This is a genomic window from Thauera sp. ZXT1-4, from assembly GCF_052598215.2.
On the sequence record NZ_JBQWSN020000015.1, the window covers coordinates 1 to 23,830 of the forward strand.

Consider the following 23,830-nt stretch of genomic DNA (forward strand, 5'->3'; position numbering starts at 1 on the left):
ACTACGGGCGCTACCGTCATGTTTGTTGAGAAGTCAATTTCCACTGGAAACGGCATAGAGCCTTAAATAATTGGGCTTCTGGTGACAGCGTCATTATTGACGGAATGGTTTTCGAGATCTGCGGAGTCAGTTCCGAAGTCGTCAGCCTCTTTTCACCTTGCGATCTTTCCGAACATCAGATCGAACGGAGCAAACTGAATGGATGTCGATTCTTTATCGATCTTCCTGGAATCGAGAATCGCTACAGGCGACTTATCAAGACGATGATTCAAAGTTGTCTTCTAACTACGGGTGAAGCGACGAATGCACTCTTTGGACTGAGAGTGCGGGGATTGCATGACCAGGGTTCGGAAGCAGTAGCCCATGCCGGTGGATCTGCTGCAGCTGTCCGCCAAGCGTTACGTTGTCGGCACTACGTGCGGATCTCTAAACGATGACACACAGCCCGGCCTCATGAGGTCGGGTTTTTTGTATAAGAAGAATCCTTGAAGGCAAACCTTTCCAGTGTTAGCCTTACTCAATGACGCAGAGCAATCCTATCCGCTTCGACCAATTCCGCTGGAAAGGCTTTTGGCGCGAAGGTGTATCCAGGACCACAGAGGGTGGCGCACTTTTCACTGAGGAAGGGCTCCGCTATTACGCTTTCTGGTGTCGCAAATTCAAACGCACAGAGCCACACCAAGGGATGAACTACGAAGAGTTCGCTCTTGGATTTCTGACGATTCTAAAGCTTCATCGCTGCAAAAAAGATGAAGGCTCCGTTAAACATAGCCATGAGCAATCTCGAGATTACGGTTGACTCCCATCGACGCGCACAAGAAGCCCGTAAAACTCTTTGATGAAGAAGAATTGAAACATTTTCGTGAAGGCCGTAGGGCTGCTCGCGAAGGCTTTATCGCGCCTCACGATCTCGCACTTCAGGACCCTTTCTTTGCTCGGGGCTACAACCAGGAGCGTCTTCTTGTCCAAAGCGAGCAGGGCGAAATAATTCTGGTCAGGGGTCTGGCGACCATCTGTGCGCGTTGCAACGAAATGAATCTCTATGAGAGGCCTGGCTGCCCTTGCTGGGACAGCGATGAGGTCAACTTGCTCAAAGATTGGATGAAGACGGGCCTTCCGCCTCATCATGGAATCGAAAAACTGTTGAAGCAGTATCACCTTACTTACGGCGTTTTTATTCATCTGCCGCGAATTGCAAAGTTTGGCTTTGTTGATATGGATACCTATCTCAAGGGACGCAAGGAAATTGGCTTGCCTGCCATCACGTTTCCTCACGGCGAACCGTTTTTCCTTTGACGTGCGGGCAAAGCCTGAACCAGTGCCGCCCCGAGCTCAATACGGGCAGCTGTAAGTGCCAGGGTTGCTATTCACAACCCGCGCGTGCTGGGCCTTGAGTGCAACAACGTACTGCGCTCGCTCTGACGTATTCCCCATAGCTTTCTCAATCCCAGCATTGATCTTCGCGGCAGCTTCGGGCGAGAAATGCTTCCCCACACAGGCCTGCGCAATTCCATAGGCCTGGATCGCGTTGTTTTTCAACTCAGGCGAGTTTTCGTGGAAGGCTTGCATCCCGAGCTGGTAGGCCTTGCCCAGTTGCTCTGCTGCGACCCGGATGGGGTGTGCCGCTTCAGGGTAGAGCCCGTGGATCCAGTTCTCCACGTCGTCCCGCAAGCCGCTCGCATTGACATCCAACCCGAGCACCTCGCCCGAAGTGACCTTTTCGACGGCATGAGACAAGGGAAGGTCGAAAACATTGACCGCCACAATCGAGGCCGCGGCGAGCGACAAAATGGGATGGCGAAACATAAAACCGATCATTCCTTCCTCTCAGCGCAACTCATAACTGAAGCCGTCAGCCACCCACGGAAGTGACAAGCCCATATCCTTGGTCCAGTCACTAAGCATGTTCATAAACCGATACTGGACACGCGGACGGTACACCCGGATCTTCGTGGCGCCGTATCGGGTCTGAACCGCTTCGATGGTGCCAATCTCGTCGATCAGGCCAATTTCTTTGGCTGCAACCCCGTTCCAGACTTCTCCCGTTCCGTAGTCGATGTCTTTCTTGAGCTTGGTTGCCCGGGCGAGCATCAGGTCCTCGCGGAACATCCCGCCCATCTCGTTCACCAGCGCTTGCGCCTTGGCGTTGCCTTCGTCGTTGGGCGGCGCAAAGGGGTTGAGCATCGACTTGAGCTCGCCGGAAGAGAATGTCCGCTGCTGCACCCCGATACGGTCAAGCAGCTGGTGAGCCTCCCATGCTGACAAGACGGCCCCAATCGAGCCGACCAAGCTGTACCGGCCGGCGTAGATGCTGTCGGTCTCCATCGCAATCATGTAGGCCGCGCTTGCACCGATGCCCTCGATCACCGCATGGATCGGAGTCTCGCTGGACACCCGCATGTCGCGTACAAAATTGCCGATTCGCTCTGCGTCGCCCGGGGCACCCCCCGGCGAGTCAATCTGAAGAACGACCGCTTTGGTAGTAGGCGCTTCAAACGCAGATCGGATCGCAGGTATCAAGGTATCTGCCGTCACCCCTTCGCCAATCGTCCCAGAGATACGCACCACTGCCAGCTCGGGCTCGCGTTCCTTAAATCGCTCGAATATGTTCACCTTTATGCCAAGGGTGCTTGTGTAAAACATCGCGTATAGCACAGCGCCACCGATAAAGAACGATGCGATCATGAAGCGCCGAAACAGCTTCCACCTGCGTTCGGACCGCCGTTCCTTCAAGATATCTGCGAGCAGAATGCTCGCCATCGTGTTGTGGAGCTCTGCCTCCGACACGGTGTTGTTTCCTGCAATGTCTAGATCCATATCTCCGGCAGCTTTCTTCGAAATCCACAGTCTGAGTTTTCGTAGCATGGTGTTCTTCAGTTTCTAGCCAGTCCCCACGAACGCGGACGACCGGCATCAAGGTGAATGTGCTTTGAGGACCGGTAGAAGCCGACACCTCCCGTTCTTGCCCACTCGAGCATTCTGGCAACGTCCTCAGAGTTTGCGCCGGGAACCCAGAAATCGACAGCGCGAAAGACGCCATTATTGTCAGGGAGATGCTGAGACTGATGGGCTCCTCCCACCTCACGATTGGTCACCTCCGTTCGGAGGCCGGACGTCGCCACGATCGGCGCCTTCAGCCCCCAGTGCGCGAGCCACGCTTGGACCCAAGCAAGGTTGCTGACGATCTGGGGATGGACCAATCCCTGACGGTTTGCACGAACATCACGCAAAAGGTATTGGAGGTAGGCAATCCCTTTCCCAGTGCTGATATCGAGCAGCACGCCATCCTGAGGGTTGTCGCGAGCGATCCAAAGCGTTCGCGGCAACTGCTGCGCTTGAGCAGGGAGAGGTAGCGCCGTGGCAACAGCAGCGCTGGCTGCAAATAACAGGAAATCTCGACGATTCATCACGCCGGAGTCCCAAAGTGGGCGGACCAATTCAGTCGGCCGTACTTAGATAGATATCTTCTCCCCGCAGCAACGTCGTCTTGATGCGAGCGAACCGGGTTTTTCCCTGTGAGATACCAGTGACCGACGAAATCGCTGACGATGTACTCCTCGTCCAGCATCACCAGGCTCTTTTCCCAATCCTTCAGCGTGATTGTCGGCTCCATATCGATTGCACGCCGGTAAAGCTCATGCACGTTGAGTCCGGGGTGTGACCAGAGCAAATCGCAAATGATCGCTGCACTTTTTCCATTCAAGAAATATGCGTGATTTTCGATGAATGCTGGCACCGGGTCGATCAGAAACGGAAACTCGTGTTGGAAGCGCAGTTGCCTTAGCCAGAACTCGTAGTGGAACCGAAGTCTTATTACATCAGGCCGGACATACTCTCCAATCGTCTCGCAGCACAATGCAAAATTAATTCCTTCCCGTCCTTCACCCTCATGCTCTTCTCTGCCAAAGATGAAACGAACCGCCTGCATCACTCTTTCGTGCGAGTAGACGATGTTCTTCGGGCGCTTCGTTGGGTAGGCAAGCTCTGGCAACAGTGCAGTTGCGTAGTGCATGATGATCTGGAATGCCTGGCGTGGAGGGCCTTCCTCAAAGTCTTCTGCCGTAACAACGCCCTCTGTGTCCTTGATATTCAGGGCACTAAGGGCCGCTTGAATCTTCTGACTTGCAGATGATTCAGCTTCCGCTTCAGCGAAGTCATCAAAACTGAAGTCTGCCGCGAAATCGTCCAGAGAATCCGCGACATCCAGTTCCTCGAGGTCGGTCCCTTCTGCAAAAAATTGCTCAAAGGGGGGAGGGTCACCTTTCAAGACTTCAAGACTATTCTCTTCAAGCCATTTATCGCTGAACACAACCTCGTCTGCAACTTCAATAGCCTCTTCAAGGGCATCCTTCTTGATTTTGCTCACGTCTCAATCCATCCTCATCGGTCAAGTCTTGATCTTCTCTTTTGCTGCCCCACCTATCTGGCTTTCATCGGGAGACAAAAAGACTTGCTTTCTGCTATTAAAGAGATGCCAGATCAACGTAACGTGCGCCTTGTAAATTCCCTTTATCAGATAGATGACTGTATTGAAGACGCGAGTACCGGTCTCGCCCCCAACGACTCCGACAAACTTCATAAACATTTCACGAGTTGCCGGAATGAGCATCAAGATGAGGAATATCGCAAGACCGTAGAAAAGTGACTTGCGAATTCCGTCAACCAACATCTCTCCGAGTGGCCATTCGTTCATGACATTTTCCGGGAGAGATATTTTTCCGCGTTCTTGAAGAAGTCTGCACCTTTGACGGCACGCTTCCTGAATCTGTGCACACGTGGTTTTCCGAACTTCTTCGCTTCTTGAGAATCGAATTTCAGCATGGGTATTTTGAGGTGGTGCACCTGATCACCGCCATAGAGCATCACGCACTCACCTTTCCCAAGCGCCTTGAGCTGATCGGCGCTAACCCGGTTTTCCTCTTGCTCCTTGTAGGTCACCGTCTCGCTGAGACCCTCGCTTTCGCTGGCTGCGGGGTCGAGACGAAGAAGCTGGGAGCTGGTCCCCTTATTTCGCGCCTCTGCAACTTGCCGTACGTTGACGATGTGCATTCCCGCGACTTCCGCCATCTCTTCCGCAGACGCCTGCGTTCCGACCTTGAAAATCAGCTTCGTCCAGGTGTTTCCTATGACCATCTCGGCAAACTCTTCACTGATCGCTTTGAAGTTCGCCATGGTCTGGGCGGCCGGACAGAGGATCACTCGGGCAGAGCGAGCTTGCTCAAAAGGCCTTGTCATGTTCATGGAAACGTACCCGCCTGCTTCGTCCATGAAGAAGAAGTGAGGTATCTGAAGCTTGTTTTCTTCGGGTAGATCCTGAAGCCACGAGATCGACGTTCTAAAATCAGAGATGAACATCTTGGCGAAGTTCATCGCTGCTTCGTTCTTCCCCATCGTAGGCAACTGAACATAGATGATCTTGTTGTTCATAATTGCTTCGAAGAGGTTCAAATCTGGCGTGTACGAGTTCAGTACTTCACCGAATTTTCCTGTTCCCAACAGATACATGCGTTGCCCAATGCCACCGAACACTTCCTTCAGCCGTTTCATGTCGATGGTGGCATCTGCGCCAGGCTTAGCCGAATACCGAAACTGATCGACAAAAAGACTAAAGGCTCTAGCCTCATCGGAGTTTGGGGCGACCTCCATGAGCTTGCGCTCAAGCTCTTCAAGAGCCTTGGAGTTCATCAGCATGACCGCGAAGTCAATGAAGTTGTAGGCCAATCCGGCCTTTTTCATTGCTGAAACCAGAGTCACGATGCCTTGGTGCGCGGCCTTTCTGTAGTAGTCCGTTCCCGGATTGGAGTCATTCTGAGGAATGGTTGAGATCGGCCGGTCAGCAATCTCGTCTGGATCACCATAGAGCAACGGATTGTAGGTGTTGCTCATTTCGGGCCGGCCGGGGTTGATGATGAAAAGGTCACGCTCCCGACCGCACCAGGCGCACATCTGCCAGATTTTTTGCAGTTCCTCGTCCGTCATCTTGCCGTCGATGAACGTGAGCCCGCCCCCGCGTGCAATCTGCTGAAAGATCAGGTTGGCGCCCAGGACGGTCTTGCCAACGCCGCTTTGACCCAGAATGAACAGATGCCGCATGAGGTCTTCGTCCGGCACATACACGGGCCTTCCGTCCTCGACTTTGTAGCCAATAAGCATTCCCGCTTTTCCAGCCAGATCAGGGGTTTTGGCTGACGACGAGATCGCTACGTTCGAGTCGAACGCAGCCTTTGAGAAAGACACCTTCTCCAGCACCCGATAGCCCAGCCACGTAGTACCGGCCATTGCCAGCGCAGCCGCATGCTGTGGATCGACCCCTACAAACGGAGTTGTTGCGGCGACTGCTGCGCCGAGACTGCAAAGGGCAACCGCATCAGAGCATCCGCCAAGTCGTGGAAGCATTTGATATCCTTCTGGGTGACAGTTACTATTCCATTTGTCTTTTCTTGTAAGGTTATCACACGATGCTTTCGAAATTAGCTCGAACTCTGTCTGTTACCGCTCTGGCCGCCGCTTGTGTGGTGGGCAGTGCGTTTGCTGCAACCACCGAAGAGGCAGAACTTAAGGCCTACCTGGAGAAGACCTACCCCAACACTCCGATCGCTGAAATCAAGCAGTCTCCGGTGCCTGGGATCTTTCAAGTGACTATGGGGCGTACGGTCGCTTTCGCAGACAAATCGGGGCGTTACTTGATCTTTGGCCCGATGTTCGACATGAAGGAACAAGTCGACCTGACCGCAGAGGCCCGCAACAACCTGTCACGCGCCAAGTGGGACTCGCTTCCGCTCGATCTTGCTTTCAAGGTGGTCAAGGGCGACGGAAGCAGGAAGTTCGCCGTATTCACCGACCCTGATTGTCCGTTCTGCAAGCGATTCGAGCAGGAACTCATGAAGCTGGACAACTACACCATGCATGTCTTCCTGAGTCCGATCGCGTCCTTGCATCCGAACGCCAAAGAGAAGGCTGAATCCGTGTGGTGCTCCAAAGACAGAGCACAGGCCTGGACGGCAATGATGGTAGAAGGGGTGACCCCCCCCGTCGCGACGTGCGACAACCCCCTTGAGAAGATCGAGCGCCTGTCACGCGAAATTGGTGTTTCCGGAACCCCGTCCTTGGTCCGCGACGACGGCACCTTCAAGGCCGGCTACATGCCCGTGGCCGCCATGGACGCATGGCTTAACGACTCGAGCGCGAAACGATGAATCCAGTGCGGCCAGGAACCAAGATCCTGCTCGCCTGCTTGACCGCGCTAATGTGCTCCTCAGCTTCCGCCGAGCGCATCGGCTCAACGTATGGGCAAACATGGCCGATCGCTGAGCCAGACATGGTTGAACAGATCAAGGATCTCATCAAACGGCTTCAGTCGAATGGCGAGATGGATGCAATGCAACGGCGCTTTCAAGAAGAAACGCTTGCGGCATTCTCTGACCCTCCCCCAGTTCCAGGGATCAGTTACGCCACAGAGAACAAGACTTGGCACTTCGATCCGTCTGTCAGTTTTTCCGAGGATGTAGTCGACGAACAAGGGCGGGTCGTAGCAAAAGCGGGCGTCGTCTACAACCCCTTCAACTACATCGCCCTCTCCAAGTCACTCGTCTTTATCGATGCTCGGGATGAGAAGCAGGTTTCTATCGCTGCTCGCTACCTTGAGGAAAATCCGCTCAATCGAGTGGTGCTGGTCGGAGGCTCCTGGCGTGAGCTCCAAGACCGCTGGAAAGTGAAGATCTACTACGACCAGCACGGAAAACTGACCCAGCACTTCGGTATCAAGCGCGTTCCAGCAGTCCTCTCTCAAGATGGAATGAAGATACGCGTCGATGAGGTAACCCAATGATCAAGCGTCTCTTGCCCCTCATCGCATTCGTTCTTGCGCTGTTGACGCCTCTCCCGTCCTTCGCGCAAACCTGCCCCGGTAAATTTCCAAATCCACTAACGGATATCTGTTGGAGTTGCATGTTTCCAATTCGCATCTTCAATGCAAACGTCCTTTCTATGGGACAAGAAGATGCTCTGACTCGAGACAGCTCTCTGCTATGCAGCTGTCTGGATAAAGGGGGTAGTACGGTTTTTGGCGTTCCAGTGGAATTCTGGGAGCAATCGCGCTTTGCAGAGGTCGTCAACGAGCCTTATTGCTACCCGATGCTTGGCGGTATGCAGTTGGACATCTCTTTTCGAGGCCTGATTGGCGGAACAACAGAAGAGATCACAACCGCTACAGACTATGACCAAGGTGCCATCCGTTCCGGCGAAAAGTCGTTCCGCAATATCAACTATTACGTCTCGCCCTTCATGTTCATCATGCAAACGGTGATGGACAACGATTGCATGGAGAAACTCAACTTCGACCTGGCCTACACATCGAACCTTGACCCTATGTGGGACGATCCGGAGCTCGCGGGAATCATCACCCCATACATGTATGCCTTCGCTGACACTGCTGCTCAAAATGCCTGCGCAGTCGACTGTGGGGCTGCCGCGGTGGGCTTTCCGATCTCCAGTCTGTTCTGGTGCGCAGGTTGCAACGGCGGAACATATCCACTGACAGGCGATAACACATCGCATCTTTCCGCCGAGCAAACGGGACGACTGCTGACTCAGCGGTTGCTGGCAAAGATGCATGCATCTGGAATGATCTGGGCCACACATGGTAGCGACGCGATGTGCCGTGTAGGGTATCCGATGCTGATGATGGATAAGCGTGCCTATAAGGTGTCCCGCACCTTTTACATTCCCCAAAGAAAGGTTGCCGGCCGGTGTTGCGATCCTCTGGGCCGAATGACTGATCTTGCCGAAATAGGAGCAGAAGTTCCCGTCTATGGCAAAGACATGGGCTACACCATTTTCCGCAAACGTCATTGCTGCCAGGGAGTTGTAGACCTGCAATGAAAAAACAACTCGCGACCTTATTTCTCTCAACGCTTTCTGCTTATGCGTTCTCAGAGAATCTCCATCCGACATCTACCGAATACGACAGGATCAGAACGGAATCGAAAGAGCTTTTTGACAAAGCCGACGTAAAGCTTAAAGACGATGAAGCACAGCTTCGTGTCGAAGGCATGGACTCAATGAATAAGGCCATGCGGGCAGCACGGGCCCTCAAAGGCACGAATCAGCTCGGCGTTACAACCGACGCAGCAGCAAAGAAGGCTGCAGGGGAAAAGGATTTCTCTGACCTCAACGAACTCGTCAAGCGGTACGAGAGTGCACGCACCTCCGAGGCTGCGCCGACAAACTCCGACGGCACCCTCATGCTGTTTGTCTCGTTCTCAATGCCACCCGACGTTATCCGCGAGTACTCGCGGCAGGCACAAGCCGCTGGGGCAACGCTCGTGCTTCGAGGTAACTACAAGGGCGGGACGGTTCGACGCACCACGGAGCAGGCCGGCGCACTAAACGCCGGCGGTGCTGGGTGGATTATCAATCCCGAGGTGTTCACCGGCTACAAGATCGACGCTGTACCCGCGTTAGTCCTGTCCCGTGACAATCTGAATGTCGACGACGAAGGCTGTTTTCCAGTTGGCGAGTACGCCTCCGTTTTTGGAGATATATCGATCATCGGTTCTCTCGAGAAAATATCCCAGAGCGCAACCAAGCCAGAGATTCGACAACTTGCAGCTAAGCGGCTTGCGATGATCAAGGAGAAATAGCCGTGTTCATAGAGAGTGCTTTCTTCAAGTTCTTGGCAAGGTTCATGGCCTTCTGGGTTTGCTTCACGTCTGTTGTTTATGCAGTCGATCCATACTCGGAAGCAAGTAACCTCTCGAATCTCGTCCGCCCCGGATCAACTTTTGACATCTATCAACAAGCCGAAGAAGCCCTGTCTTTTCCGGACGCAACAGCGGACGTACCGCAAGCCCTGAACTTTAGTTCGAACTTTGATCCGGGCCCTGGAGGACAAGCCCGTATCGACGCATGCGGCTCTGCAACACTCGACCCCAACAATCCCGCGCATATGGAGTGCTTTGCGGTAAATACCTCAACGCAAGCCAATATCGACATGTCTAAAGGGCCGGCTCCAACCGATCCAATCTTTACGCAATCTAGGGTAATCCAACAGAGTCCGAATTCGCAATTGAGCACGATGGGCTTCGGAATTACCGCTTCGCCGAACGCATGTGTTGCTGAGGATTTCGAACGAGCTACTTTCCGGACTGAGACATGTAATGAGGGGCGGATCGTTGATGAAGCCTGGTGCTCTTACAACCTGAATGTCACCGTGTCGAGCGTTAATCGTAGCTGCACCCGCCCTGTTGGGGGTTCATGCTCGATTACGCCCCCGGCCCCGATACAGGTATGCACGAACACGTGGCAAAAACCCCTTGAAACGACATGCCGTATGGAAAGCCCGGTTTGTACCAAAACTGGTACGACCTGCGTTGGCGGCTATTGGGACCCGATCTACGAAACGCGCAACATCGTCGATCCAGAAACTGGCGCGGTTACCGGTACTGAACAAGTTCAAGTCGGCGAAACCTGGGTATGTACGACCGAGCAAGACACCTACGTTTGCAGGACTATCTCCTCCGAAACATGGGTGAATAATTGCGGCCACCTCGAGTCAAATCCACGGTGCGACTTTGAGAATGAGCCTGACCCGGATAACCCTGGCCTTGTTCCGGAAGCACACTGCAGTGATTACGGCACACGAATTATCAACGGCCGTGCAATAACACGGTGCTGGTCGCAATCGCTACCCTTCGGATGCATCACTGATCGATTCGAGGAAGGCTGCGGCGCGATGGAGGCGCTCTCTTGCCAGCAGCAAGGAGAACGGACATGTGCCAAAACATTCCCAGCGACGAAGCGGGGGCTTGATGGAGTAATTGTTGCAAACCCATACGCTAACCAGTGTGAAACCTTTGCAAGGAATTATGAGTGCCCTCTTGATAGTGCTTCCATCCCGGTCGACAACTGCTCATCACAGCAAGTGTGTGTCACTGATAACAATGGTGTTACGAACTGCTGGGACTCCGGATACACATCTAACCAAGAAGATTTCCTGCAGGCTGCCGCAGCAATGGAGTTTGCAAAAGAGGCCGGCACTTATCTGAATCCAGAAACGCACCTCCTCTTTTCAGGAAGCTCTGAGCGATGCCGTTACCGTAACAAAGGCATCTCAATCAAATGTTGCCAAAGTTCAGTTGGAGCTCAAAGCAATAACGATGTTGTCTCTCAGTTCGTATCGGCGGCTACGGTATCAGCTGTAATGACGGGCATCGACTACGTCTGGTACAAGTCTGCGCCCTACGTTTATGACTTCATGTACAGCTCGACTCAACCATTTCTTTCTGCGGTTGGTATGGAGGGATGGATTTCCAATAGCTGGACAAATGTCACTTTCAATCCGAGCTTCAGTTTCTATGGATTCACCTTTGCCTATAACATGCCGACTATTCCTCTTATCGGCGGGACTTTACCTGGCACAACGACATTGGTGTCAAATGTCGCTGGAACCAATTTCAATCTTTACTTCAACCCGTACCTCTTCGCCTTGGCGGTATTGCTATATGTCTACTTTGAATTGACATCCTGCACAGAGGACGAGCAGATGCTTTCAATGAAGAAAGGGGCTGGACTGTGTTCGGAAGTGGGAAGCCGATGTAGCGGTCGTATTCTCAAAACTTGCCGGAGGAACTACTGTTGCTACAACTCAGAGCTAGCAAAGATTATCGGTGACGCTGGTAGAGAACAGCTGGGAACTGGGGCTAGCTGCGCAGGGCTTACTGCATCCCAGTTCCAAAGTCTTAACTTCAGCGCAATCGACTTCAGTCCTTTCTACGCCGATTTGATGAATTCGACGGGCCAGCCTGGGGCGGATTTCGCCCGACAGCGTGTCATTGAGTCGATGAGCGGGTACGACTAACCCTTGATGTGGAGCCTCATCCGACAATGAGGCTCCATTTTGGAGAAAATAATGCAGAGACTGAAACTGAGCTTGATGGCGATTACTTTTCTTGTTGTTGCACCCTCTATCCATGCTGGTGAGATTGCAGATCTGTTCGATATTGCGTCAGAGAGGGGCAGGGCAGAAGGGGTGGTTACCGGCCGCTTTGAGCGCAATATTCGCGACTACACTCAGGCAGTTGGTGATATTCACGCACTGGTCGTTGACGCCGGAAGAGAGGCCGGATGCCGAGTTTTTGATGTGCGCTTGAAGATGAGCGTGAAAACGCAACAGGGTGGCGTGACCCCTTACGAGCAGCCTATAAGGGTGCCCGTATGCGAGAACGGCTTGCCGCCTCCAGGCTTTCTTCCGCCCGATATGTACAAGCGCCTCATGCAGAACTACGAAGAGACGAAGGGCGTCGCAGATTGAGAAAATCGTAGCGCGTAGGGACGCCGGGGCGGTTTTTAGTAGGTTCGAGGCGGAAGGATCGCGGGCTGCTCCGCAAGCGTTCTCATGTACGACGTATCTTCGGGCTTTTTGAAGCGCTTGAACCAGTTCTGAGCAAAGTTCTGAGCCCTACGGGCTTCCTGAGTGGAAAGTCCAGCGAGGATCTGTGGAGTCTGTTTCGATCCGCTTCGCTCCATCCCCACTGCAATAAGACGGTACGCTCGGGATAGCATAAGGCTGTCTGCCGTTGATGCATCGTCATCATAGGTGGTGGCCACGATCCAGGCCGCATCTGAAATGTACGACTTCGCAGCATCCAGTAGGTATCCCCGAATCTGACGGCTCGATCCACCACTCGCCGTCCCTTCGTGAAGCATTTTCCCTGCGATATAGGCACCCATCGCCTCGCCTCGCGACGCTGCAAACTGCGCATTCTGCCAAGCGATACCGTACTCATTTCGCTTGTAATGATAAAGAGCCAAGTGGACGGCAGCTGCGGGTATCTGATCCTTGACGATGTTCATCGCGTACATCGCTCGCTTCTCATCGAACTGTATGCCTGACCCCTTCAGCTGCATGAGCGCGAAGTTGTATGTTCCCACCGCGTGCCCGGACTGAGCTGCCTGAGCGAAATAACGTGCGGCAATCGCAGCCACATCTTCCGCTTTCTTTTGGCGGCTAAGCCCCTCTGCATAAATGTGCCCCACGTAGTTCTGCGCGTCAGCGTTCCCTCGGTCGGCCAGCCGCTCGAGCCGCGCCAGTGCGTTCTTGTTGCGTCCCTTGAATGCCCTCCAGGCGCTTGTGGCTTCAGTGCTCTCAACCCCTGTCGTCGCCCACGAACTTACAGAGCTCGCCGCATCGGCAGCGGCCTGTATTCCACGATCCACAAGACCCCTGGGCTCCTCGGCAATGACAGGAAAGCTCACTGTAAGCGCTGCAGCCAGTAGGGATGTCGGCAGTCTTCGTAGAAACATTTGTGATTCTCCCTGCGTCGGTTGATAATCTTGTTTGAACGCATGATAATGCAATCCGCAATGCTTAGTAATCCTAGCCGAACCGCTCTCACTCTCGCATCGCTCCTGCTCTACCTGTCGGGGCCGGCACATGCGTTTTGTTTTGATGCTGCGGGACGCGAGTTCGGTGTGGATAGCCGGCTGTTGTGGGCAATTGCAAAGGTTGAGAGCGGTTTTGATCCCCAGGCGATCGGACCTGACGGTAAGGATCTGGGCCTGATGCAAGTTCGAACGATCCACATCGACGACCTGAGATCGCGATTTGGGGTGCAGATCACTAGGCAGGATTTGTTCGATCCGTGTTTCAACGTTCGAATGGGAGCGTGGGTGTTGGCAACAAAGATTCAGCGATACGGGCCTACATGGGAAGCCGTCGGAAGCTACAACGCGCGATCTCGAGATAAGCGTGACATCTACATCCGTAAGGTGTGGGTCGCGTACAGGTCATCCTGATGATTATCAAAAGTCTTCTTGGTGGTGCGGGCCTCGTCCTAACGGTTGGATGGTTTGTATGGGTAATCGTCCCGCAGGACTCGTGTGAACGTATCGAAAGATCTGGGAGTGTCATCAGAGGGATTGGGAACGTATTGCGCGACACGCTGGAGCCAAGAGTTAGCTCCGATACCAAGCTCGACATGATTCGATGGTCGATCCAAGCGGAGAACGGTTTCAAGGGTTTTGTCGCAAACCAGTTTTTCAACCGCCTCGACTGTTCAACGTGGCATGGCCGAGATGAATTCAGGGAGCGTCTCTTGGAACTTCTTCAGGATTCTGCAGCGACGGACCTCGGCGCGAGTAATCAAGACGATCGGAAGAAACAAGAACCGGAGCAGCAGCCGTGAAAGAGCCAGACAATTTCATCTCAAACAATCCGAATGAGCGCGAAGCAGTACAGGTACTGAACGATCTTTTTCTCGAAGCTGCGCTAACTCGATCTGCCGACGTTCATTTTCAGGAAGACTCTAGAGGTGTTCGCGTTAGGCGACGCGCGCCTGGCGGCGCTCTAATGGAAATTGGGCAGTACTCGTCTTACTACGCAGGGGTCTTCGACCAGAAAGTGCGTAGTCGGTCCCGTCTTTCGCTGTCTGACCACCACACCCCTCTCGATGGGCGCATGGGTCTTCGTTTCCCCGAAAACGGAAAAGTCATCGATATTCGCGTTTCGATTGTGCCGACAGTCGACGGGCAAAGCGTTGTCTGCCGGCTCCTGGATCAGGCGAACGTATCTATGGATCTTACGGAGCTCGCGCTCCCTCCCGCAGTTGACGAGGCGATGCGGGTAATCCTCCAAGAACCGCACGGGCTATTTGTCGTGACCGGTCCAACGGGGTCTGGAAAAACCACGACGCTGTACGCACTGGTCAACGAGATCAACGAGCACAGCCTGAACATCATCACGATCGAGAACCCGGTTGAGTATCGACTTGCTGGCTTGAACCAGATCAACATCGATCCAATTCACATGCCTTACCCGGCCGCACTGCGAGCAGTTCTTCGTCAGGACCCGGATGTGATCATGATCGGCGAGATTCGCGACGCTGAGACGGCGCGTATAGCCGTTGAAGCGGCGAATACGGGCCACCTCGTCATTGCATCGATGCACGCAAACAACGCAGCGATGGGATGCACTCGACTGATAGAGCTCGGCGTCGATCCAGGTACGCTAGCTGCGTCATTGCGCGGAATCACTGCGCAACGGCTAGTTCGTCGAATTGATCCGGAGCTCAAGCCTTCATGGGGCTCGGCGAATGAGATCGAGCTCGAATGGATGCGAATCCATGGATTGCCGTTCGAGGGCGAATCGTTTCCCCGTGTTCCAAACGCCCTTTCCTACAAAGGGAACGTCCCACTTGTCGAGATGATTGTTGGCGACGAGGCCGTCCGGCGGGTTATTTCTCGCGGAGGGAGCCCAGAAGAGATCGTCGCAGCCGCTTCTCGTCAGCCCCAGTTCGAGTTACTCGCATTCGAAGCCGCTTCCAAAGCAACTCGGGGCTTGACGACGCTGGATGAAGCTCGACGCGTCACCTCGTCGGCGGATGCATTGAAGCTTGAGTACAAACGCCTGGGCTATGCCCTGATTGAATCTGGTGTTGCCACTTCATCCGAAATTGAACAGGCCATCAGCAGGCAGACTGAGTACAAGCGTAGCGGTGTTTTGCGCCCTATTGGTCGAGTACTCATTGAAATGGGCGTTTGCTCTGAAATAGAAATTCGTCGGGCCCTCGGTCACGACGATAAGCTTGAGGAGGTGAACTTTGAATCGTCGCCAATTTCTGTTTAACGGTTCTATGGCTGCTACAGCTGCGCTTGCTGCGCCCACCTTGTTTGCTCAAGAAGCGCCTGTTGAACCGTTTCGTCGAATCGGCCCAAATCCGGAAGACAAGAACAAGATTCTTGCTTTCTTCCAGTTCAGTTGCCCTGCATGTCGTGCATCGCACGAGATGCTCCATCGTTGGGGTGCGACGGTCCCTAGTCCAATGACCTTCGAGTTTGTTCCGGTCATCTATCCTGACATGTCTGTCATTGCTTCCGCGAGAGCTTGGCTTGCAGCTTCTCTTCTTGACGCAGCATCGTTGAGAGCTTTTGAAACTGCGGCCTACAAGGCGTTGCAAAGCGGGGGGCTCGATCCAGTCAAGCCCGCTACCTGGTCTGTTGTTGCTCGAGACGCCGGTATCCCTCATGCGGCCTACGCTGCTGCGTGGGCAAAGATCACCAAGGACAGCCTTGAGCCACTTGCCCACATCTTTTTCCGGAATCAGGTTCAGGCAACACCGTCGATCACGATCGGAGGCCAGTACCTCGTTACTCCCGACAACGCCAATGGGCATGAAGGGATCTTTATTCAACTGCTCAACGGGATCACTTCTGCTGTGATCGAAGGCAGAAAGCTGTGAAACCCCAAGTACCTCTGAATATTCTGTTGGCTGCCGCGGCGTTCATCGGCGCGACATCGGTAATCGCACAAGACCGGCATAGCGTGTATCCGTTCGAGGCTACTGAATACGAACCTAGCCAGTTCTCTTACGGCGTGGGCCAGGACACGGCAACAACTCTTATTAAGCGCCCCGTTCAGAAAGGTGAAACTCAGTGGGTCGAAATGGAGCGCACTCCACTTCGTACCGCCTCGACATCAGCCAAGTCAGACGGGACTGGATCGAACCCGGGTGACTATGACCTCATTCCTGGAGCCACCGTTTTCTTTGCCTTTGACTCTACGGTTCCGTTGAACCCCGAGGTCATATCCAGCTTCCAGTTTGGGGATGACACCAAGATTCGTCTTATTGGGCGTACAGATCCGATCGGCACCAACTCGTACAACGATCGTCTTGCCTACAAACGCGCGGCCTCAGTTGCCTCTCTCTTTAAGCTGAAAGGCATGAAGCAATCCCAGATGGAACTTGTTTCCTTGGGCGCACGGTCGCCAATTGCTCCAACTGATACCGAGTCTGGTCGCCAAAAGAATCGACAAGTTCTCATTGAATTGAGGAAGCAATAATGGCGCTCGAGGTTGATATCCCCCGTTATGTCGATTCCCAACAACAGTTTTACGCATGGGAATTTGACGAATTTATTGTCGGGTTTACTCTGTTCTCTGTTGGCATTCTCTCGCGATCAACGATCGGCCTATTTCTCGGCGTTGCAGTGATGCTTATCTCTATTCGAATAATGAGGCGCTGGAAGGAAGGGGAACTCGAAGGCGCAATCATGCATGTCTTCTATGCAAAGGGTTTTGGCGGAATGAATAAAGTGTACACAGACGGGATGCGTCGGAGGTTCTGGCTATGAAAGTTCCGATGCTTTTTCGTAGCCTGCAGGCTGCAACAGCGATGGTCATCGTCCTTACCGTTGGATTGGTGATCGCTGTAGCAGTCGGCGGCATAGCCGTCACCCGGGCGATGGAACAACGCGAACGAATCATCCTCATTCCTCCGTACCTGGATCGACAAGTTCAGCTCGGTTGGTCGGCAGCGTCAGCCGACTACCTTAAATCGTTTGGGATGTACTTCACGACTCTGGCTGCGAACGTAACCCCGAACAACATCGATTTCGTCGCTCAGAACCTCGAGCTCTTCGTGGATTCAAGAATCTTCCCGGACGTTCGTCGAACACTAAAAGCAACTGCCGAAAACCCTCAATTCAGAGGGACGGGCAGCTCGCTTGTATTCCAGCCGAACGAAATTCTCTTCGAACCCGAAACCATGAAGGTTTTCGTTGGTGGCACTGCAACTCACCGAGATGCTGCAGGGCGAAAGACAGATACCGAAATGATTTACGAGCTGGGCGTCGAGATGAGAACTGGCCGCCCATGGATTACCAGCATTGAAACTTACGACGGCCGAGAAATGCGTACCCAGAAATGGAGACAACAGCATCCGAACTTCCGCGAGGAGGCTGGAAAATGAAAAGACTCGTACTGACTGCTGTTGCAACGCTGATTTCCTCATCGGTTCTTGCACAGACGACAATTCGTCCGCCGACTCCGGACCAGCCGCCCGCAGTTCCATTTGTGGCAGGGACAGTTCCGCCGCAACCGCGACTTGATGTACAGCCCCGCGCAACTGCGCCTTTGCCCATGCCGGGGTTCGGTTCGAGCCTCTCGGGCGACGTTAATGCGCTTAAAGCGCAGACAATCCGCGTAACGCCTGGGCAGAACGAAGTCGTCAACGTCTCAATGGTTCAGGCCAACCGAGTCGGCACTCCATTTGCCGCACCTAAGGCCGTTGGAATCATCCCCGAAGGGATGATCGTGGAGGCTGTCGGGCAGAGCCTCTACATTCAGATGCCCAGCACTAGCACGGACCCGCAGTCACTCTTTGTGACCGGATCTCGTCCGAACGATCCGGTTATCTCACTGATTCTGGTTCCCCAGGCGATCCCGTCACAGACAGCGATTCTTCAGTTCGATGTTCCGGAGCCTGGACTACAGCCAGATCAAAACAATGAACCCGACAACTACCAGCAGCGGCTGATCCAGATGATGCGCCAGGCTGCCGTCAATCAGGTTCCCGTCGGCATGTCCGAAGCAGCCCTGCCTCGCGCTGTGGGTCGCCGTGGCCCTTTATTGATCCGGCCGGAAATGCGGTACTCGAGCGCCACCATGGATCAATGGCGTTACCGAGTTGAATCGATTAGTGACGAAGAAATCGAACTCGATGAAGCAGCATTTTGGGAACGAGGCGTTCGTGCTGTCGCCATCCTTCCGAGTACGCGTCTTCGTAAAGGTGATCACGCCTACGTCTACGTGATTTCGGATAAAACCGCCTTCCAGAATGGTGCGCGATGAGTCTGAAAGAGAAATGGCAAGAGCTTCCATCGAACGCTCGGCTGGGCATTATGGTGGGCGGGATCTTTGTCAGCGTTATCGCGCTCGCCGCAGTTGTTCAATCAACTCGAGGCCCGACGCGAGAGATTGCTGGACAACCTATCGGTGCAAACAAGCCCGCGAACTTCCGTGTCCCTACTGCTCGGGAAACTGGCGTCGATGACCTCGCTGCGAAGCTCGAAAGTATCGAGAAGAGCACCGTGGGCATGGATAACAGAGTCAAGAAGATGGAGGCCGATCGCCAGTTGCTGTTCCGTCAGCTTCAGGAGATGCGCGGCACTCAGGGTTCAAACGGTGTGACCGTAGACCTTGTGGATGAGGTCCAGCGGTTGAGCCGCGAGCTCGAAAGGCTGAAGTTTTCCGGTGGCGGCGCAGTGGCACAAGGCCTCGTGGGACCTGATGGCCTGCCTGTTGTTGGTGAGGATGGGAAACCGCTTTCTGCCGACAACCCTGCAGATGCTTTCTCGTCTGCAGCGCTTCCTCAACCTTCAGTCAGTGCGGCGCCAGTGTTCGCACCACCGCCCCCAACTCTGCGTGTAGTAGGGGCAGCGACCCCCAAAGAGGAAAAGAAGTCAAAAGACGACAAGGAGCGGATTGCCTACCTGCCAATGGGAAGTCAGTTCGAAGGTTTCTTGCTCAACGGTATGGACGTTCCGACCTCCAACGCGAAGAGCAAAGATCCCGTTCCGGCAGTCCTTCGTGTGAAAACCGATGCAATTCTCCCCAATCACTTCACTCATGACGTTCGTGAGTGCTTCGTGATCATTTCCGGATTCGGTGACCTTTCGAGCGAACGAGCCGTTATGCGCACCGAAGGTTTCTCGTGCATCAAGGACGACGGTGCGGTTATCGAAGGTCCGATGGAAGGGTATGTCGTCGGTGACGATGGTCGCGTAGGTATCAAAGGCGAACTGGTATCCAAACAAGGCCAGATGATCGCCCGATCACTCACTGCGGGATTCCTGGGCGGCATTGCGAAGGGTCTTCAGCCATGGGGTACCCCGGATCAATGGGCCAATACCCAAACGAGCGTCGGTCAGGCCGAGCGTTTTGAAATGGGTGACGTACTGACAGCTGGAGCAATGAGCGGTGCAAGTTCCGCGGCAAACCAGGTTGCCAACTTTTATCTGGAAATGGCTCGCGAGATGTTCCCTGTAGTTGAAATTGATGCAGCCCGACGCGCGACGATCGTGCTGACGAAGGGTCTGGAGGTTAAGTGATGATGAAGAAGTCCATTTTGGTCGCAATCGCAATTTCATCCTCCATTGTCGGAGCTTGCACTACTGCGACCCAAGTTCAAATCGAAGCTCCAACTCCGTGGGTGGCGAGCACGGTTTCCGAGCTTGGTACAAATCTCGGGCGACTCTACCTCAAGAACACGCCAATGCCAGCAACTGTCGTTGTTGCACCGGCTGTTAAGCATGACGGACAGTTGCGCCCAAGCTATTACGGCGAAAGCCTTGCGACGCTCATCTCCGGCGCACTTGTCAATTCGGGTGTGCCGGTCGTGCAAACCGAGTCTTCCGGTTGGACTTCAGGCCACCCGGTTAATGCAGTTGTCAAACGACGCGCCGAAGCCGCAAACGCTGGAGTGATCGCACTTGGCTCCTATCACCATCTGGGTGGCGAGACGGTGGTTTCCTATCGACTCGTCGATGCGCGGACGGGCGCAGTTCTGGCTGTCTCGGAAGGCCGGATTCCGGGGGGGATTCAATAATGAAACCCCATGCCTTGGCTATTGCTCTTTCGGTAATTGCACTAACCGGCTGCGCCTCCGCGCTTAACACTGCAGGCCGCGACTCTTCGTCCTGCCCTGGCATCGGTCCTGGGGCTTGCGCATCTCCTGGTGATGTTTATGCGATCACGAGCGGAAGCATTGATGAATTCGAGGAGCGCATTGCCAATCACACAACCGAGAACAAGATCGATGTTGACGCCGTTATTCGCAAGCAGAAAGAAGGCGAAAGGCTTCCATCGGTTATTTCTTCTACGGCCACAAGCTCCTCTGTAGGGACAATGCCGCCTGAACTTGCAATCCATTCGGATGGCGTTGCACCGGTGCGGATGCCCGCTCAAGTAATGCGGATTCGGGTATTCCCATGGACTGACAAGAACGACAATTTGCACTCGGGAGGGTATGTATATACAGAAATCGAGCAAAGAAAATGGACTTTTGGAGTGCACGAGGAAGGCACCTTGCGTAATGCAAGAATTCCTCACCGTGTAACTACCGGTGTTGCGCATTCGGGATCGCCAACTGGTGATGCGCAAAATGGTCAGTCTGCTGCATCGCAGACGATCACTCCCCCGACCCGGCCGCAGGCGTCACGTAACGCGCCTTCGACCGACCTCAGCACCTTAACCCTCGAGTAACGATAAGGAGTTTCACATGCAATACGCTCAAAACCTGTCCGCCGGCTTCGCCCGTTTCGAAAAGCAAGCCTACCTGCTGATCGCACTCGCTGCGTACGCCATTTTCGCGATGGCCGTTACCGACACCACGTTCGAGGTCGCATCCGAGCAGGTTCGTGACTGGACTGAAGGAACGTTCGGTCTGCTCGTCGCATTTGGGGTTCTGGCGACCGGCCTGGCTATGACCATCGTCAAGCACTCGCTGATGTGGTTGGTCCTGGCCGTCGGCGTTGCTCTGGCAGCCACCATGGGCCCGGGCATCCTCGACTCCATGTTCACCGCCACCCTCTAACACGGAGTTAGCCCATGTTTGGCTTCACGAAGTCCTCGCAAACCCCTGTCCGCGGTACCGTTGCGGATCAGAGGCGCCTTCCTTGGCAATATCTTGGCGCAGAGGGTTTTGACGACGAAACCGGCCTGTTTTACTGCGTTTCGCCGTCTGGCGAAAGACATCTTGGAGCCACGTTCATGACCACCCCGCTCCTTGGGGGCGGGGGGTCAGTTTTTGAGAAATTCAAAGCTGCATTAGCTTGCCCGCTTCCGGCAGGCTCCTTCGTACAAGTAGGTCTTCTCGGCTCTCCCGATATTGAGCCCTATCTTGACGCCTATACCGATGGGAAAGAACAGGCTTCGGGTCTTCTGGAGAAGCTCGTTCGCACCCGCGTCAAGATGTTCCAGGATGCCGTCCATAAGCCTCAATTCAAGACAAATGGCGTGCTCAACCGTGATTTCCGGTTGATCTTCACTGTCAAAATTCCGTGTTCTCAGTTTCCGGGTCTTGAGGAACGCCAGTCGGTCCGATCTGATGTCACACGTGTGATGGAAGGCTTTAGCTCCATTGGCTTCCAGTTCAGGATGCTTGACCCACATGGATATCTGCACTTGATTCGGAAGTTCTACCACATGTGGGAGAAGCCTGAGTTCAGCTACGACGAACTTATACCAATTCGAGAGCAAGCCTTCTATCCGGGCGACGATATTGAGTTCAAAGAAAAAGAGATCCTCTTTCACCAAGGGAGTGATCAAGAATTCTTTGTGCGTGTAATGAGCCCGAAGCTGTTTCCAAAACGAACTGTTTTTGGTGTTGCCAATCTTCTGATCGGTGATCAGATGGGCGGAGCAAACCAAATCACTGAGCCATTTTTCTTTCAATTCACGGCCCACTATCCCGACCAGGTCAAGAAGAAAGGTGAGGTTCGACAGCGTCACATGTGGATTACCCAGCAATGCATTGGAAACTCCGCAAACTGGTTCCCCATCCTCGGTTACAAGAAGGAAGGCATCGAGACCTTCATTCATGAAATTGACGGTCAAGGAGGGATGGCTCTCGAGGTCAACCTTAGCCTGATGATCTTCTCGAAGAACAGGGATCGACTGGCACGTCAAACCGCTTCGTTGAACTCCTACCTTTCCACGCTTAGCTTCGACATGCGCGAAGACAAGCGCATTTTGGATTTCCTCTGGCACAACGCCCTGCCGATGAACGCGTCGGCTGATGCCATGACCCGGACCTTCCGCACCAACACCATGAGTGCGCGACAGGCTGCACCGCTGGTCCCGCTGTTCGCTGACTACAAAGGCAGCGGCGCGAACGCTACGAGTCTCTTTGTAACGAGGCGTGGTCAGGTGTCCGCATTCTCGGTTTGGGACTCGAATACTGGATACAACGTAGTCGTTTTTGCTGGCACCGGCGGGGGTAAATCCTTCCTGGCACAGCTTCTGATCGTCGATAACCTTGCTGAAGGCTGCAAGGTGTGGGTCATTGACGTTGGCAAGTCATTTTTTAAGCTCAACCGTGCCCTCAAGGGGGATTACATCGAATTCTCCGAAGAGTCGCAGATCATCTTGAACCCTTTTACCTTCGTCAGCGAGATTGATGAAGACATCGACATCATCAAGGCCACGATCGCCAAGATGGCTGCACCAGAGGACGGTCTTGATGACTATCAAATGGCGGCTCTCGAAGAAGGGATCAAGGCCACGTGGGACCGATATGCCCATAACTCGACCGTGACCGCTGTCGCTCAATGGTGCATGCAACAGCCTGATCCGCGCGTTCGTGACCTTGGTCAGCAGCTTTACCCATTCACCGTTAGCGGCAGCTACGGGCGTTGGTTCGAGGGTGAGGCCACAATCGATGTCAGTAATCGCTTTACCGTTCTTGATCTCCTGCATCTCAAGTCACGTCCGATTCTTCAAAAGGTCGTTCTCCTGCAACTGATGAACCGCATCGCGACCGAGATGTACACGACCCCGGGTCGTAAGATTCTCGTGCTGGACGAAGCATGGGAGCTTATGGATGACCCCCTGATGGCGAAAGCGATCGAAGCGCTTTATCGCAAAGTGCGGAAAAATTCAGGGGCAGTCATCTTCATCACCCAGGACGTTGGCGATCTCTTCCAGTCACCGAACGGCCGAGCGATTTACGCCAATAGCGCATGGCAGATTGTTCTCGAGCAGCGTGCTGAATCCGTCGATGCGGCCGTTGCGTCCGGACAGTTTTCTATGGATGCGTTCGGGATTCATCAGGTCAAGTCTCTTCATGTTGTGCCTGGTGAGTATTCCGAATTGATGATCAAACGCTCGGATTCAGACTATGGGATTGTTCGATTCAGGCCAGATCCATTCATGTTCACGTTGTTTGCAAGTAACGGTGAGGAACGTGATGAAGCAATCGCAGCCATTGAACAAGGAGCCGACCCTGAAAAAGTAATTGATTTCTACACGCAGAAACGTCTCGAAAAAGGAAACTGA

27 protein-coding genes are annotated in these 23,830 nt (G+C 53.9%); 20 read left to right on the forward strand and 7 right to left on the reverse strand.

Annotated features, from left to right (window positions below; genetic code table 11):
- The first annotated feature begins 795 nt into the window (after positions 1-795).
- The gene (locus ACUH78_RS12300; RefSeq protein WP_445333579.1) at positions 796-1,296 is read left to right on the forward strand and encodes a hypothetical protein; all 501 of its coding nucleotides are present in this window, start codon (positions 796-798) and stop codon (positions 1,294-1,296) included.
- A gap of 36 nt (positions 1,297-1,332) precedes the next feature.
- On the opposite strand, the gene ACUH78_RS12305 is transcribed toward ACUH78_RS12300, so the two are convergent.
- The 6 genes from ACUH78_RS12305 to ACUH78_RS12330 are packed head-to-tail and all read right to left on the reverse strand — an operon-like array spanning position 1,333 to position 6,396.
- Complete coding sequence (locus tag ACUH78_RS12305) at positions 1,333-1,818, reverse strand: hypothetical protein (RefSeq protein ID WP_445333580.1); 486 nt, start codon at positions 1,816-1,818, stop codon at positions 1,333-1,335.
- Positions 1,819-1,827: 9 nt separating this feature from the next.
- Complete coding sequence (locus ACUH78_RS12310) at positions 1,828-2,865, reverse strand: S49 family peptidase (protein WP_445333581.1); 1,038 nt, start codon at positions 2,863-2,865, stop codon at positions 1,828-1,830.
- Positions 2,866-2,873: 8 nt separating this feature from the next.
- Entirely contained in the window at positions 2,874-3,407 is a 534-nt protein-coding gene (locus ACUH78_RS12315; protein WP_157866772.1) for a D-Ala-D-Ala carboxypeptidase family metallohydrolase, read from the reverse strand.
- Positions 3,407-4,366 carry a hypothetical protein gene (locus ACUH78_RS12320; RefSeq protein ID WP_445333582.1) on the reverse strand — a complete coding sequence of 320 codons (960 nt, stop codon included), beginning with the start codon at positions 4,364-4,366 and terminating at the stop codon, positions 3,407-3,409. Before ACUH78_RS12320 ends, ACUH78_RS12315 begins: the two co-directional genes overlap by 1 nt.
- A gap of 21 nt (positions 4,367-4,387) precedes the next feature.
- Positions 4,388-4,693, reverse strand: coding sequence for a hypothetical protein (locus ACUH78_RS12325; RefSeq protein WP_445333583.1), 306 nt, complete (start codon positions 4,691-4,693; stop codon positions 4,388-4,390).
- On the reverse strand, positions 4,690-6,396 hold the full coding sequence (locus ACUH78_RS12330) for a type IV secretory system conjugative DNA transfer family protein (protein ID WP_445333584.1): 1,707 nt from the start codon (positions 6,394-6,396) through the stop codon (positions 4,690-4,692). Before ACUH78_RS12330 ends, ACUH78_RS12325 begins: the two co-directional genes overlap by 4 nt.
- 62 nt (positions 6,397-6,458) lie before the next feature.
- On the opposite strand from ACUH78_RS12330, the gene ACUH78_RS12335 reads away from it, so the two are divergent.
- The 6 genes from ACUH78_RS12335 to ACUH78_RS12360 are packed head-to-tail and all read left to right on the forward strand — an operon-like array spanning position 6,459 to position 12,310.
- Complete coding sequence (locus ACUH78_RS12335) at positions 6,459-7,196, forward strand: DsbC family protein (RefSeq protein ID WP_445333585.1); 738 nt, start codon at positions 6,459-6,461, stop codon at positions 7,194-7,196.
- Positions 7,193-7,828: a type-F conjugative transfer system protein TraW gene (traW, locus tag ACUH78_RS12340; RefSeq protein ID WP_445333586.1), complete on the forward strand. Its 636-nt coding sequence runs from the start codon at positions 7,193-7,195 to the stop codon at positions 7,826-7,828. Before ACUH78_RS12335 ends, traW begins: the two co-directional genes overlap by 4 nt.
- Positions 7,825-8,880 (forward strand): TraU family protein, encoded by a 1,056-nt coding sequence (locus ACUH78_RS12345; protein ID WP_011254802.1) that lies wholly within the window; start codon positions 7,825-7,827, stop codon positions 8,878-8,880. The genes traW and ACUH78_RS12345 overlap by 4 nt, the downstream gene beginning before the upstream one ends.
- Complete coding sequence (gene trbC / locus ACUH78_RS12350) at positions 8,877-9,641, forward strand: type-F conjugative transfer system pilin assembly protein TrbC (protein ID WP_048704567.1); 765 nt, start codon at positions 8,877-8,879, stop codon at positions 9,639-9,641. Before ACUH78_RS12345 ends, trbC begins: the two co-directional genes overlap by 4 nt.
- 2 nt (positions 9,642-9,643) lie before the next feature.
- Entirely contained in the window at positions 9,644-11,857 is a 2,214-nt protein-coding gene (locus ACUH78_RS12355) for a conjugal transfer protein TraN (RefSeq protein WP_445333587.1), read from the forward strand.
- A gap of 51 nt (positions 11,858-11,908) precedes the next feature.
- A complete protein-coding gene (locus ACUH78_RS12360) occupies positions 11,909-12,310 on the forward strand; it encodes a hypothetical protein (RefSeq protein ID WP_445333588.1) in 402 nt (133 codons plus the stop codon).
- A gap of 35 nt (positions 12,311-12,345) precedes the next feature.
- On the opposite strand, the gene ACUH78_RS12365 is transcribed toward ACUH78_RS12360, so the two are convergent.
- Positions 12,346-13,254: a tetratricopeptide repeat protein gene (locus tag ACUH78_RS12365; protein ID WP_445333589.1), complete on the reverse strand. Its 909-nt coding sequence runs from the start codon at positions 13,252-13,254 to the stop codon at positions 12,346-12,348.
- Positions 13,255-13,362: 108 nt separating this feature from the next.
- On the opposite strand from ACUH78_RS12365, the gene ACUH78_RS12370 reads away from it, so the two are divergent.
- The 13 genes from ACUH78_RS12370 to traC are packed head-to-tail and all read left to right on the forward strand — an operon-like array spanning position 13,363 to position 23,830.
- Entirely contained in the window at positions 13,363-13,794 is a 432-nt protein-coding gene (locus tag ACUH78_RS12370; RefSeq protein WP_442919913.1) for a lytic transglycosylase domain-containing protein, read from the forward strand.
- The gene (locus tag ACUH78_RS12375; RefSeq protein WP_445333590.1) at positions 13,794-14,183 is read left to right on the forward strand and encodes a hypothetical protein; all 390 of its coding nucleotides are present in this window, start codon (positions 13,794-13,796) and stop codon (positions 14,181-14,183) included. Before ACUH78_RS12370 ends, ACUH78_RS12375 begins: the two co-directional genes overlap by 1 nt.
- Positions 14,180-15,622, forward strand: a complete 1,443-nt coding sequence (locus ACUH78_RS12380; protein WP_334108821.1) for a GspE/PulE family protein — start codon at positions 14,180-14,182, stop codon at positions 15,620-15,622. Before ACUH78_RS12375 ends, ACUH78_RS12380 begins: the two co-directional genes overlap by 4 nt.
- On the forward strand, positions 15,597-16,235 hold the full coding sequence (locus tag ACUH78_RS12385) for a thiol:disulfide interchange protein DsbA/DsbL (protein ID WP_334108822.1): 639 nt from the start codon (positions 15,597-15,599) through the stop codon (positions 16,233-16,235). The genes ACUH78_RS12380 and ACUH78_RS12385 overlap by 26 nt, the downstream gene beginning before the upstream one ends.
- Entirely contained in the window at positions 16,232-16,837 is a 606-nt protein-coding gene (locus ACUH78_RS12390; protein WP_334108823.1) for an OmpA family protein, read from the forward strand. Before ACUH78_RS12385 ends, ACUH78_RS12390 begins: the two co-directional genes overlap by 4 nt.
- Positions 16,837-17,127, forward strand: a complete 291-nt coding sequence (gene traL / locus ACUH78_RS12395) for a type IV conjugative transfer system protein TraL (protein ID WP_048704588.1) — start codon at positions 16,837-16,839, stop codon at positions 17,125-17,127. The genes ACUH78_RS12390 and traL overlap by 1 nt, the downstream gene beginning before the upstream one ends.
- On the forward strand, positions 17,124-17,744 hold the full coding sequence (locus ACUH78_RS12400) for a TraE/TraK family type IV conjugative transfer system protein (protein ID WP_334108824.1): 621 nt from the start codon (positions 17,124-17,126) through the stop codon (positions 17,742-17,744). The genes traL and ACUH78_RS12400 overlap by 4 nt, the downstream gene beginning before the upstream one ends.
- A complete protein-coding gene (locus tag ACUH78_RS12405) occupies positions 17,741-18,625 on the forward strand; it encodes a type-F conjugative transfer system secretin TraK (RefSeq protein ID WP_011254814.1) in 885 nt (294 codons plus the stop codon). The genes ACUH78_RS12400 and ACUH78_RS12405 overlap by 4 nt, the downstream gene beginning before the upstream one ends.
- Positions 18,622-19,884 (forward strand): TraB/VirB10 family protein, encoded by a 1,263-nt coding sequence (locus ACUH78_RS12410; RefSeq protein ID WP_048704596.1) that lies wholly within the window; start codon positions 18,622-18,624, stop codon positions 19,882-19,884. Before ACUH78_RS12405 ends, ACUH78_RS12410 begins: the two co-directional genes overlap by 4 nt.
- Positions 19,884-20,381, forward strand: a complete 498-nt coding sequence (locus ACUH78_RS12415; protein WP_011254816.1) for a hypothetical protein — start codon at positions 19,884-19,886, stop codon at positions 20,379-20,381. Before ACUH78_RS12410 ends, ACUH78_RS12415 begins: the two co-directional genes overlap by 1 nt.
- Positions 20,381-21,037 carry a type IV conjugative transfer system lipoprotein TraV gene (gene traV / locus ACUH78_RS12420; protein ID WP_334108825.1) on the forward strand — a complete coding sequence of 219 codons (657 nt, stop codon included), beginning with the start codon at positions 20,381-20,383 and terminating at the stop codon, positions 21,035-21,037. Before ACUH78_RS12415 ends, traV begins: the two co-directional genes overlap by 1 nt.
- A gap of 16 nt (positions 21,038-21,053) precedes the next feature.
- The gene (traA, locus tag ACUH78_RS12425; protein WP_334108826.1) at positions 21,054-21,368 is read left to right on the forward strand and encodes a TraA family conjugative transfer protein; all 315 of its coding nucleotides are present in this window, start codon (positions 21,054-21,056) and stop codon (positions 21,366-21,368) included.
- A gap of 14 nt (positions 21,369-21,382) precedes the next feature.
- Positions 21,383-23,830 carry a type IV secretion system protein TraC gene (gene traC / locus ACUH78_RS12430; RefSeq protein WP_334108827.1) on the forward strand — a complete coding sequence of 816 codons (2,448 nt, stop codon included), beginning with the start codon at positions 21,383-21,385 and terminating at the stop codon, positions 23,828-23,830.

Bases quoted from the DNA above. Each gene is read 5' to 3' on its own strand.
- ACUH78_RS12310 (WP_445333581.1), bottom strand. From the start codon at position 2,865: ATGCTACGAAAACTCAGACTGTGGATTTCGAAGAAAGCTGCCGGAGAT.
- ACUH78_RS12415 (WP_011254816.1), top strand. From the start codon at position 19,884: ATGATGAAGAAGTCCATTTTGGTCGCAATCGCAATTTCATCCTCCATT.
- ACUH78_RS12335 (WP_445333585.1), top strand. From the start codon at position 6,459: ATGCTTTCGAAATTAGCTCGAACTCTGTCTGTTACCGCTCTGGCCGCC.
- trbC (WP_048704567.1), top strand. From the start codon at position 8,877: ATGAAAAAACAACTCGCGACCTTATTTCTCTCAACGCTTTCTGCTTAT.
- ACUH78_RS12410 (WP_048704596.1), top strand. From the start codon at position 18,622: ATGAGTCTGAAAGAGAAATGGCAAGAGCTTCCATCGAACGCTCGGCTG.
- ACUH78_RS12345 (WP_011254802.1), top strand. From the start codon at position 7,825: ATGATCAAGCGTCTCTTGCCCCTCATCGCATTCGTTCTTGCGCTGTTG.
- traC (WP_334108827.1), top strand. From the start codon at position 21,383: ATGTTTGGCTTCACGAAGTCCTCGCAAACCCCTGTCCGCGGTACCGTT.
- traW (WP_445333586.1), top strand. From the start codon at position 7,193: ATGAATCCAGTGCGGCCAGGAACCAAGATCCTGCTCGCCTGCTTGACC.
- ACUH78_RS12375 (WP_445333590.1), top strand. From the start codon at position 13,794: ATGATTATCAAAAGTCTTCTTGGTGGTGCGGGCCTCGTCCTAACGGTT.
- ACUH78_RS12360 (WP_445333588.1), top strand. From the start codon at position 11,909: ATGCAGAGACTGAAACTGAGCTTGATGGCGATTACTTTTCTTGTTGTT.
- ACUH78_RS12330 (WP_445333584.1), bottom strand. From the start codon at position 6,396: ATGCTTCCACGACTTGGCGGATGCTCTGATGCGGTTGCCCTTTGCAGT.
- ACUH78_RS12400 (WP_334108824.1), top strand. From the start codon at position 17,124: ATGAAAGTTCCGATGCTTTTTCGTAGCCTGCAGGCTGCAACAGCGATG.
- traL (WP_048704588.1), top strand. From the start codon at position 16,837: ATGGCGCTCGAGGTTGATATCCCCCGTTATGTCGATTCCCAACAACAG.
- ACUH78_RS12405 (WP_011254814.1), top strand. From the start codon at position 17,741: ATGAAAAGACTCGTACTGACTGCTGTTGCAACGCTGATTTCCTCATCG.
- ACUH78_RS12305 (WP_445333580.1), bottom strand. From the start codon at position 1,818: ATGATCGGTTTTATGTTTCGCCATCCCATTTTGTCGCTCGCCGCGGCC.
- traV (WP_334108825.1), top strand. From the start codon at position 20,381: ATGAAACCCCATGCCTTGGCTATTGCTCTTTCGGTAATTGCACTAACC.
- ACUH78_RS12315 (WP_157866772.1), bottom strand. From the start codon at position 3,407: ATGAATCGTCGAGATTTCCTGTTATTTGCAGCCAGCGCTGCTGTTGCC.
- ACUH78_RS12370 (WP_442919913.1), top strand. From the start codon at position 13,363: ATGCTTAGTAATCCTAGCCGAACCGCTCTCACTCTCGCATCGCTCCTG.
- traA (WP_334108826.1), top strand. From the start codon at position 21,054: ATGCAATACGCTCAAAACCTGTCCGCCGGCTTCGCCCGTTTCGAAAAG.
- ACUH78_RS12325 (WP_445333583.1), bottom strand. From the start codon at position 4,693: ATGAACGAATGGCCACTCGGAGAGATGTTGGTTGACGGAATTCGCAAG.